This is a genomic window from Ramlibacter sp., assembly GCF_035706265.1.
In the GTDB taxonomy this organism is placed as follows: Bacteria; Pseudomonadota; Gammaproteobacteria; order Burkholderiales; family Burkholderiaceae_C; genus Ramlibacter.
In genome coordinates, this window is sequence record NZ_DASSVG010000500.1 from 1 (window position 1) to 10,740 (window position 10,740).

The 10,740-nt window shown below is 67.3% G+C and carries 10 protein-coding genes; 6 read left to right on the plus strand and 4 right to left on the minus strand.

Features of this window, described 5'->3' with window-relative positions; all coding sequences use genetic code 11:
• Positions 1–116: 116 nt before the first annotated feature.
• From VFM98_RS17835 to VFM98_RS17850, 4 genes are read right to left on the minus strand one after another with little or no spacing between them, the layout of a single operon-like run.
• Entirely contained in the window at positions 117–1,097 is a 981-nt protein-coding gene (locus tag VFM98_RS17835; RefSeq protein WP_325111246.1) for an ABC transporter ATP-binding protein, read from the minus strand.
• Entirely contained in the window at positions 1,087–2,019 is a 933-nt protein-coding gene (locus VFM98_RS17840) for an ABC transporter permease (RefSeq protein ID WP_325111247.1), read from the minus strand. The genes VFM98_RS17835 and VFM98_RS17840 overlap by 11 nt, the downstream gene beginning before the upstream one ends.
• Positions 2,016–2,993: an ABC transporter permease gene (locus tag VFM98_RS17845; RefSeq protein ID WP_325111248.1), complete on the minus strand. Its 978-nt coding sequence runs from the start codon at positions 2,991–2,993 to the stop codon at positions 2,016–2,018. Before VFM98_RS17845 ends, VFM98_RS17840 begins: the two co-directional genes overlap by 4 nt.
• 24 nt (positions 2,994–3,017) lie before the next feature.
• The gene (locus VFM98_RS17850) at positions 3,018–4,592 is read right to left on the minus strand and encodes an ABC transporter substrate-binding protein (protein ID WP_325111249.1); all 1,575 of its coding nucleotides are present in this window, start codon (positions 4,590–4,592) and stop codon (positions 3,018–3,020) included.
• A gap of 495 nt (positions 4,593–5,087) precedes the next feature.
• On the opposite strand from VFM98_RS17850, the gene VFM98_RS17855 reads away from it, so the two are divergent.
• From VFM98_RS17855 to VFM98_RS17880, 6 genes are all read left to right on the plus strand, one after another.
• Positions 5,088–7,013, plus strand: coding sequence for a hypothetical protein (locus tag VFM98_RS17855; protein WP_325111250.1), 1,926 nt, complete (start codon positions 5,088–5,090; stop codon positions 7,011–7,013).
• A 175-nt stretch (positions 7,014–7,188) separates the two neighbouring features.
• Positions 7,189–7,428, plus strand: a complete 240-nt coding sequence (locus VFM98_RS17860; RefSeq protein ID WP_325111251.1) for a hypothetical protein — start codon at positions 7,189–7,191, stop codon at positions 7,426–7,428.
• Positions 7,429–7,635: 207 nt separating this feature from the next.
• Entirely contained in the window at positions 7,636–8,265 is a 630-nt protein-coding gene (locus VFM98_RS17865) for a 3'-5' exonuclease (protein ID WP_325111255.1), read from the plus strand.
• On the plus strand, positions 8,262–8,828 hold the full coding sequence (locus tag VFM98_RS17870; RefSeq protein ID WP_325111252.1) for an ABC transporter ATP-binding protein: 567 nt from the start codon (positions 8,262–8,264) through the stop codon (positions 8,826–8,828). Before VFM98_RS17865 ends, VFM98_RS17870 begins: the two co-directional genes overlap by 4 nt.
• A gap of 304 nt (positions 8,829–9,132) precedes the next feature.
• A complete protein-coding gene (locus VFM98_RS17875; RefSeq protein ID WP_325111253.1) occupies positions 9,133–10,500 on the plus strand; it encodes an adenylosuccinate lyase family protein in 1,368 nt (455 codons plus the stop codon).
• 57 nt (positions 10,501–10,557) lie between these two features.
• Positions 10,558–10,740 (plus strand): hypothetical protein (locus VFM98_RS17880; protein WP_325111254.1); only part of this gene is annotated, 183 nt, incomplete at its 3' end.

The following is a 10,740-nucleotide window of genomic DNA, read 5'->3' on the forward strand; positions in this document are numbered from 1 at the left end:
CCCAGCAGGTTGGCGATCCTGCCGGCCAGGTCCACCGGCTGCACGAAGCGCTTGTCGATGCCGCGCAATTGCAGCAGCGGTGGGGCGGCCTGGGACGTGGTGGATGCGTCCATGGCTCAGGCCAGTGCGTGCCAGCAGCGCACGGTCTTCTGCGGCGGCAGGTCGACCGCCTGCGGCGTCACCAGGCAGGCGTCGGAGGCGTAGCCGCAGCGCGGGCGGAAGGCGCAGCCTTGCGGCAACTGCAGCAGCGATGGCGTCATGCCCGGAATCTGCCGCAGCAGCGAGCCATGCGTGGCGCGCGTGGGAATCGAATCGATCAGCCCCTGCGTGTAGGGGTGCGAAGGCCGGTGCACCACGTCGGCGGCGGCACCGCTTTCGACGATGCGGCCGGCGTACATCACGGCGATGCGGTCGGCCAGGCCGGACACGACCGCCAGGTCGTGCGTGATCCAGATCATGGCGGTGCCGGTTTCGCGGCAGAGCTTCTGCACTTCGTACAGGATCTGCGCCTGGATGGTCACGTCCAGCGCCGTGGTGGGCTCGTCCGCGATGATCAGCCTGGGTTTGTTCAGCAGCGCGATGGCGATCGCCACGCGCTGGCGCATGCCGCCCGACAGCTGGTGCGGATAGGACAGCAGCCGCTCCTGCGGGGAAGGGATCCCGACCATGGCCAGCGTGTCGCGGGCGCGCGCCAGCGCCGCCGCCGCGCCCACCTTCTCGTGCGCGTGGATGGCCTCGACCATCTGCGTGTCCACGCGCAGCACCGGGTTGAGCGTCATCATCGGGTCCTGGAAGATCATCGCGATCTCCTTGCCGCGCAACCGCTGCAGGCGCCGCTCGCCCGCGCGCACCAGCTCTTCGCCCAGGTAGCGGATGCTGCCGCCGACGATGCGTCCCGGCGCATCGATCAGGCCGATGACCGAGAAGCCGGTGATGCTCTTGCCCGAGCCCGATTCGCCGACCAGGCCCAGGATTTCGCCTGCGCCCACGCGGAGGTCGACACCGTCCACCGCCTTGACCACGCCACCGTGGGTGAAGAAGTGGGTCTGCAGGCCCCGCACCTCGAGGACGGGCGCGCTCACGCTGTCAGTGGGCATTGTGCGGGTTGAGGATGTCGCGCAGGTGGTCGCCCACCAGGTTGATGCCGACGATGGCCAGGGCCAGCGCGATGCCGGGGAAGAACGAAATCCAGTAGTGGCCGCTGAGCATGAACTCGAAGCCGTTGGCGATCAGCATGCCCAGGGAGGGCTCGGTCACCGGCACGCCGACACCGAGGAAGGACAGCGTCGACTCCAGCGCGATGGCGTGCGCCAGGTCGATGGTGGCGATGACGATCAGGGGCGGCATGCAGTTGGGCAGCATGTGCCGCAGCAGCACGCGCCGCGAACTGAGGGCCATGCATTGCGCCGCTTCCACGTATTCCTTGGCGCGCTCGACCAGCGCGGCGCCGCGGGCCGCCCGGGCGAAGTAGGCCCACTGGACGATGATCAGCGCGATGATCACCTTGTCGACGCCCTTGCCCAGGATCGCCAGCAGGATCAGCGCCACCAGGATGGCGGGGAAGGACAGCTGGATGTCGACGATGCGCATCAGCAGCGCGTCGACCCAGCCGCCGAAATAGGCGGCCGCGAGACCGACGATGGTGCCGATGGCCAGCGCCGACGCCACCGAGACGCCGCCCACCATGAGGCTGGTGCGCAGGCCGTAGAAGATGGCCGAGAGCAGGTCGCGCGCCTGGCCATCGGTGCCCAGCCAGTAGTGCATGGCGCCATCGGCCGTCTTGCTGCCGGGCGGCAGCTTGGAATCGAGGATGTCGAGATTGCCGATGTCGTAGGGGTTCTGCGGCGAGATCCAGGGCGCGAACACGGCGACGGCCACCGCCAGCAGCAACAGCACCAGCCCCGCGACGGCCAGCTTGTTGGCAAGGAACTCGCGGCGCAGGCGCTGCCACGGCGTCTCGGGCGGTGGCAAGGCCGCCACCTCCTGTTCGATCCCGACGGGCGAGATGACCGCGCTCATGCTTTTGCCGCCTGCAAGCGCACCCGGGGGTCCAGCACGGAGTAGAGGATGTCGGTCACGAGGTTCAGGATGACCAGGAAGAACACGATGAGGATCAGGTACGCCACGACCACCGGCCGGTCCAGCGTGATGATGGAGTCGAGCAGCAGCTTGCCCATGCCGGGCCAGGCGAAGATGGTTTCGGTCACCACCGCGAAGGCCACGACCTGGCCGAACTCCAGGCCGAACACGGTGACGATCGGGATCAGGATGTTCTTGAGCAGGTGCACCCGCAGGATGCGGCTCCAGGCCAGGCCCTTGGCGCGCGCGAACTTGATGTAGTCCGTGGGCAGCGCCTCGCGCGTGGCGGCGCGCGTCACGCGGATGATCAGTGCCGCCTTGGCGGTGGCGATGGTCAGCGCCGGCAGGATCAGCCGCTTCCAGCCGTCCAGCGTGAGCACGCTCAGGTCCAGCGGCCCCACCAGCACGGTCTTGCCGCGGCCACTGGCCGGCACCCAGCCCAGGTAGACCGCGAACACCATGATCAGCATCAGGCCGACCCAGAAGTTGGGCAGCGAAAAGCCCAGCACCGAGCCGGTCATGATGCCGCGCGTGCTGAGGGCCTGGGGCTTGAGCCCGGCCCAGATCCCCAGCGGGACGCCGACGATCGCCGCCAGCAGCATGGCGACGCAGGCCAGTTCCAGCGTGGCGGGCATGCGCTCCAGGATGAGGCCCATGGCCGACTGGCCGGTGAGGAAGCTCTTGCCGAAATCCAGCCGCAACGCATGCGACATGAAGATCGCGTACTGCTGCCACAGGGGCTTGTCGAGGCCGAAGTTCTGGCGGATCGCATCCCGGTCCAGCTCGGTGGCGTCGGGGCTCGCCATCATCGAAACCGGGTCGCCCACGACGTAGAGCCCGACGAAGACGAGCGCCGACATCGCGGCCATGACGAGCACGGCCTGCAGCAGGCGGCGGATGATGTAGGCGAGCATGCGCGGATGCTCAGCGACGCAGGGTCACTTGCCGAGCGTCACGTATTGCACCATGGTTTGCTGGTCGGCGCGCCCGGTGAACTCGATGCCCTTCTTCATGGCCCAGACCGAGTGCTCGAAGTGGATCGGCAGCATCGCGAAATCGGCCATGGCCATCTCGCTGGCCTTGGCCAGCATGTCGCCGCGCTGGACCGGGTCCATCAGGTCGGCCGAATCCTCCACCAGCTTGTCCATGGCCTTGTTGGAGTAGCGGCTGCGGTTGGTGGTGCCCACCCCCTTTTCCTTGTTGGGCGTCACCAGCAGGGAGTTGAGGGTGTTGGACATCTCCCCGGTCGCGGTGCCCCAGCCGGCCATGTAGGCGCTGAAGGCGTAGCTGTCGCGCTTCTTGAAGAACACCGGCGGCGCGGAGGCATCCACCGTGGTCTTGACCCCGATGCGCGTCCACATCGCCGCCAGCGTCTGCGCCACCTTGCTGTCGTTGATGTAGCGGCCGTTGGGCGAACCCAGCACCAGGGTGAAGCCGTCGGGATAGCCCGCCGCCTTGAGCAATGCCTTGGCTTTCTCGGGGTCGGCCTTGGCGGGCGTCGCCAGGTTCTTGCTGGCGCCCAGCATCGGCAGCGGCAGCAGTTGCGCGGCCGGCGTGGCGATGCCGCCCATGACGCGATCCACCAGCGCCTGGCGGTCGATGGCGAGCGACAAGGCTTCGCGCACGCGCTTGTCCAGGAGGGGGTTCTTGCCGTTGGTGCCCTGGATGCCCGGCGTTTCCTCGCCATGCTGGTCCAGCGCGACGTAGATGATGCGGTTGGAGGCCTTGGCCACCACGTTCAGCTTGGGGTCCTTCTTGAGGCGTTCCAGGTCGTCCGTCGGCGGGTCTTCCACCAGGTCGACGTCACCGGCCAGCAGCGCCGCCACGCGCGCCGCCGGGTTGCTGATCGGGCGATAGATGACCTTGTCCCAGGCGGGCTTGGGGCCCCAGTAGTACGGGTTGCGCTCGAACACGATTTCGGAGCCGCGCTTCCAGGACACGAAGCGGTAGGGGCCGGCACCCACCAGGCCGTTGCCGGCGTTCAGCTCGGTGGTGGTCTTGCCCTCCGGCGCGGGGCCCGACGCGGCCTTGGCCGACATGATCGGCAGGGAGGCCATGTTGGTCGGCAGCAGCGGATACGGCTTTTCGGTGGTGATGCGCACCGTGAGCGGGTCCACCGCCTCCACCTTGGTGATCTGCTGGAGGTAGATCTTGTACGAGGACGGGCTGTTGGGAACCTTGGGCACGCGGTCGAAGGTGAACAACACGTCGGCCGCGGTGAAGGGCGAGCCGTCGGAGAACTTCACGTTGGGCCGCAGCTTGAAGGTCCAGGTGTTGCCCTGGGCGGTCCACGACTCGGCGAGGCATGGCTTGGGCAGCATCTCGGCGTCGGAACACACCAGCGGGTCGAACAGCGTCTGCGACAGCTGGATGTTGGGCGTGAGGGCATGGTATTGCGGGTCCATCGACGATGGCTCGGTCTTGATGGCGACGACCAGGTCACGCGCCGTGGCGTTGCCTACCAGGCCGGCCGCGGCCGCGGTGACCGCGCAGGCAAACAGTTTTCCTCGCATTGGCAGTGGCTCCGGAAGCATTGGAGGGATGGCGGAAGCAGGCAATATGCGCGCCCGCGTGCACTCTTGCGCGGGCACAGCATACAGGCGGCACCATGGGCCGCAGCACCCGTGATAACCCGGCTGGCGGGCAAGGACGCTTACCCGACATCCGGTTCCTCGCCGCGCGCGAAGCTTTCGAAAAACTCGAGCCAGTACGAGCGCAAGGGCGCTCACGAAGCAATCGCAAGCGACTTTCGAACGTTCTGTAACGCTCGAGCGCAGGATCGCGCAACCTCCAACCGATTGGGGCAGGGGCTTCAGCACCATCGGGCCTGTCTCGCATGTTGTGCGAGACATAGCATGCCTCCACTAGGCCGTCATGCGAGCAAACAGCACCACGCAAAACCACGCGGAGATTTCCCTCCGTAGCGCGGCCTTTGCCGAAACCTTGGAGCCCACACGATGAGATCCTCCCACTTGTCAAACACCGGTGTCGCATATTGGGTGACGGTCATGGCGCTCGCCATCCTCACTGCCTACCGAGCGGCTGTCATGGCGTTGCTGGGCACTGGCGCCCTCTTTCTCGCTGGTGCAAGCAGTGCGTGGGCTGCCCCGGGCGACCTGGATCCCACCTTCGGCGGCGTCGGCAAGGTGACGACGCCGATCTTCACGCAAGCCAGCGACGGCGCGACGGTGTATGCGGTTGCGGTGCAGCCCAACGGCAAGATCGTCGCGGCGGGCAGCGCTTTCCGCGCTCCACAAAACGGCGCCAGCAGTGGCAGCGACTTCGTGCTCGCCCGCTACAACATCAACGGCAGCCTGGACACCACCTTCGGCGGCGTTGGCAAGGTGACCAAGGACATCGGCGGCGGCCAGGACTACGCGTACGCCGTCGTCGTGCAGCCCGACGGCAAGATCGTTGCAGCGGGTTCCGCCGACGTGAACGCAGCGAACGCCAACACGCGTTTCACGCTGGTTCGCTACAACCCCGACGGCAGCCTGGACAGCGGCTTCGGCACCGCCGGCGTCGTGAGCACCGATTTCTTCGGCACGGAGAACATAGCCACCTCGCTAGCGATCCAGGCCGATGGCCGGATCGTCGTCGCGGGGCGCGCCCACGACGGGATCTTCAGGCGGTTCGCGCTGGCGCGGTACAACGCCGACGGCAGCCTCGACGCCAGCTTCGGCACAGGCGGCAAGGTGACCACGAGCTTCTTCGGCTTCGATAACGGCGCTACCGGGGTTGCGGTGCAAGCGGACGGCAAGATCGTGGCGAGCGGCTGGGCCGACCCCGGCGGCGCCAACGTTCAATTTGCGATGGCGCGCTACAACGCCGATGGCAGCCTGGATGCGGGCTTCGGGACCGGCGGCAAGGTGACGACCGACTTCTTCGGCGCGAACGACGTCGGCTGGACGCTCCTCCTGCAGGGCGACGGCAAGCTCGTGGTCGCGGGCCTGGTGCTTCCTTCCGGATTCGGGACCGACCTCTTCGGGCTGGTCCGCTACAACACCGATGGCAGCGTGGATACCAGCTTCGGCGTTGGCGGCAAGACAACGCTGTCCTTTTCGTTCAGTCGCCAAAGGCGCCTGGCAGCCGCTCTCCAGCCCGATGGGAAGATCCTCGCGGTGAGTTGGGGCGTCGATGGGTCGACCGGCTTCGACGTCTTCTCGCTCGCACGTTTCAACAGCGATGGCTTGGTCGACCCGGGCTTCGGGAACGGAGGCAAGGTGATCACCAACGTCCTGGGGTCCCAGAGCCAGGCGTTTGCGCTCGCGGTACAGGGCGACGGCAGGATCGTGGCCGCAGGCTCTGCATTCGATCCCAGCCGTTCTCTGGGCGTCTTCGCGCTGGCCCGCTACGACGCCGGCGCCATGAATTCATCCGCGGTGCTCGCGTCGCTCGTGTTCACTCCGGCCAGCGTGGTGGGCGGCACGTCGTCTACCGGGATCGTGACGCTGTCCGCGGCAGCGCCGGCGGGTGGGGCACTCGTGCCCCTTCTCAACAACTCGCTGGCGGCCGGCGTACCCGCCAGCGTGACGGTGCCGCAAGGCGCCACGACGGCGACCTTCAGCGTGTCGACCACGCCGGTGGGCGCTGCTACCACCGCGACGGTGACCGGGAGCTACAACGGGGTGAACCAGGCGGGGCTGTTGATCGTCACCGCGACGGCCACGGCGTCGCCGCCGCCGCCCGCAGGCGTGACGCTGACGGTGAAGGCCACGGGCCGCAGTGGCGAGAGCGTGCTATCGAGCCCGGCGGGAATCAATGCGAAGGTCGGGACGATCAGCGCGGCCAGTTTTGCGGCGAACACCGTGATCACGCTGAGCGCCAAGCGCGACGCGATCTGGTCCGGCAGCTGCTCGAGCGGCAGCAAGAAGGCGAAGAGCTGCACGTTCACGATCAAAGCGAATTCATCGGTGACGGCCAACGTGCAGTAGGGCGGCGAAAGCGCGCCTGAGCGGGCCAGGCGTCGCGCCGATTGCACGGCCGCGACACTCGCCCTGCGGTTTCCGCGTGACGCTTGATGGTCGTCAAACGGACAGCGCCCCACCGGCCCAAGCGCCGCAGCTACACCCGAAAATTGCATCAACCAATGAAGGAGTGAAGCGAAAAGTGCTGTACAACGAACGTCGGGAACGCTGCGGCTGGTGTGTCGTGGTGCTGGGACTGGCCCTGCTCGGGGCCGCGTCATGGCTGATGCTGGCGGAGGCTGCACCGAACGTGCCGGTGGGCGCGCGCATCCTGCTGCACTTCGCCGGGGGCGTGACGCTATTTTCCGGTTTCGGCGAAATCATGCGCGAGAAGGGACACAAGCACCTGGACCGGCTTGCAGTGGCGGGCCACGCGGCCTGAGGCGTCCTCTGCGCCAAGTCGACGGAGCCTTCGGGCTCCGTTTTCGTGTCGCCAGCAGCGCCGCGCGCGGGTGGGGAACGACGGAAACCCCGAGCCCGGCCGACACCATCGCCACGATCGCGTCGATCGGCCCGTCCTGGAGGGAAGAGGCTGCCGGTGCCGCAGCCGGTCTTGGCATACTCAGCCATTCGCCTGCCAGGACCCACGTTGAACCCCATTGCAGTCATCGACTTCGAAACGACCGGCTTGTCGCCCGCCCAGGGCGATCGCGCGACGGAGATCGCGGTCGTGGTGCTGGAGGGAACGCAGGTCGTCGGTCGCTTCCAGTCCCTGATGAACGCCGGCGTGCGCATTTCCCCTTTCATCGAGGCCTACACCGGCATCAGCAACGAGATGATCCGCGCGGCGCCTCCGGCCGCAGAGGTCATGGACGAAGCCGCGCGCTTCGTCGGCGACATGCCGCTGGTGGCGCACAACGCTTCCTTCGACCAGCGCTTCTGGGCGGCAGAACTGGCGCGACTGGGCCGTCCTTCGCGCCCCGGGCCATCGATGGCCTGCACGCTGCTGCTCTCCCGACGCCTCTATCCGGAGGCGGGAAGCTTCCGCCTCGGGTCACTGGCGGAATACCACGCGATCGCCCCGGCGGGCCGTGCCCACCGCGCAATGGCCGACGCCGAAGTGGCGGCCGGACTGCTCTCGCGCATCCGGTGCGACATCCGCGAGCGCTACCAGGTGGACGAGGCACCGCACGAACTGCTGTTGAAGCTGCAGCGTTCTCCGCGGAAGGCCTTGCCCAAGGCCATCCAGGGCTACTTCGAGTCCTTGCGCGCGCAATGAGCCTCGCCGACTTGCTCCCCCTCGAGCCCGGACTCGTCGCCGTGACGGGCGACGAGGGCGCCGGAAAGACCAGCCTCCTGCGATGGCTCGCCGGTGATCGTGTTGCACTGACACGGGAAGCGCAACTCCCGGACGGCCTCTGGCTCGATCTCTCGCTGCCGGGGCAGGACGAGCTGACGCCCCATCAAGTCTGGGACACGCTTCGCCAGCGCTGCTCCCGGTGGGACCTGGCGCTGCAGGAGGACCTCGCGCAGGCGCTTGGGCTCGAGCCCCACCTGGGCAAGAAGCTGCTGATGCTGTCGACCGGCAGCCGTCGCAAGGTGGCTCTCGTGGCCTTGCTGGCCAGCGGGGCCACGGTGACCTGCCTGGACCAGCCCTTCGCCGCCCTGGATGCAGCCTCCGCCGGCGTGTTGCGGGACTTCCTCGCGGAGGCCACGGAGCACACGACCCGCACGTGGGTCGTGGCCGACTACGAGGCGGATCCCCGGCTGCGTTGGCGGCGCGTGATCGTGCTCCCTCTCGGCGCCGCGCATCGGACAGCAGATTCAGGAGCTTGCGGCTGACGAGGACCTGCTTGCGCGCCAGGCGCCGCGCGAGCTCTAATCGCCCACCGGGAACGCCTTCCCAAGTACTCTGGCTACTGGACGAGTGAGATTGCCGCCACGAGCATGCTTGTGCGCGGCGCGCTGACGCGGAACCGCGACACGTCTGGATAGCCGGATTCGGCGGCATGCGCCATGCTTACGAGCCGAGGAGCCGCATCGACCGAGTCCAAGGAGTGGCGAACTGCAACCTGCGAGTTCTGGTGGCTACCGAGCATCTGCCCGATATGGAGCCGCCTTCCCCCATCACAGAGAGACGAGCACCATGCCCTCCACCATCATCGATTCGCGCATCTTCGGCGACATGTTCAGCGACGCGCGCATGCGCGACGTGTGGTCCGACGAGAACCGCACCTCCAAGTACCTGGACATCGAGCGCGCCCTGGCCAAGGTGCAGGGCGCGCTGGGCATCATCCCCAGGGAGGCCGCCGACGAGATCGTGAAGAACTGCGAGCTCTCCATGATCGACTGGGACAAGCTCAAAGCCAAGACCGAGCAGATCGGCTACCCGATCATCGCGGTGGTCAACCAGATCAATGCCAACTGCCGCAACGGGCTGGGCGAGTTCTGCCACTGGGGGGCGACCACCCAGGACATCACCGACACCGCCACCGTGCTGCAGATCCGCGAAGGCCTGGCGCTCGTCGAGCAGGACCTGGACGAGATCGGCGACGCGCTGGCTGCGCTCGCGCGCAAGTACCGCGACACACCCATCATCGGACGCTCCAACCTGCAGCAGGCCACCCCGATCACCTTCGGCTACAAGATGGCCTCCATCCTGGCGGGCATCGACCGCCACCGCGAACGGCTGCAGCAGCTGAAGCCGCGGGTCCTCGTGGGCGAGTTCGGCGGGGCATCGGGCACGCTCTCATCGCTGGAAAAGGGGGCAATGGAGACGCAGACGGCCCTCATGCAGGAGCTGGGCCTCGCCCAGCCGCTCATTTCCTGGCACACGGTGCGGGACACCATCGCCGAAGTCGGGGCCTTCCTGGCGCTGGTGGGAGGCTCGCTCGGCAAGATCGCCATGGACGTCAAGCTGATGATGCAGACGGAAGTCGCGGAAGTGTTCGAGCCGTTCGCGCCGGGCCGCGGCTCGTCGTCGACCATGCCGCAGAAGCGCAACCCGATCTCCTGCCTGTACATCCACGCCAACATCTCGGTCGCGCGCCAGCACGCCGCCGCGCTGATGGATGCCATGGTGGCCGATCACGAGCGGTCCACCGGCCCTTGGGAAATCGAATGGGTCGCGTTGCCGGAGATCTTCTGCCTCATCTCAGGGGCACTGAAGCAGGCGAAGTTCGTCCTGAAAGGCCTGGAAGTCGACGCGACGCGCATGCGCGCCAACATCGACATGACGAACGGACTCGTCATGTCCGAGGCCGTCATGATGGGGCTGGGCCCTTACATCGGCCGGGAGCATGCGCACGACCTGGTCTACGACCTCTGTCGTGAGGCCATCGAGGAAAACCGGCCGCTCATCGACATCCTGACCGCGCATCCGGAAATCTCCAGGCACGTGAAGCGGGCGCAGCTGGAAGCGTTCTGCGACCCGGGCAGGAACCTCGGCCAGGCGGGGGTGATGGTCGACCGCGTGCTCGCCCACCGGGGTTCGAGGCCGTCCGCCCCTGCTTGACTTTCCAACGGCGGGAAGGTTGACACTGGGATCCATCGGGAAGAACGGGACGATTCCATGACCGATCGCATCAGCCACGGTGTCTATTTCGAGGCTGCCGCCGTGATCGTCTCGCTGACGCTGCTGGGGCAGTTGCTGGAGCTCAAGGCGCGCTCGCAGACTTCCGCCGCGATCAAGGTCCACGGCGCGACGCAGGGGGTGCTGTTCCGCGACGCGGCGGCGATCGAGAACCTGCGCAAG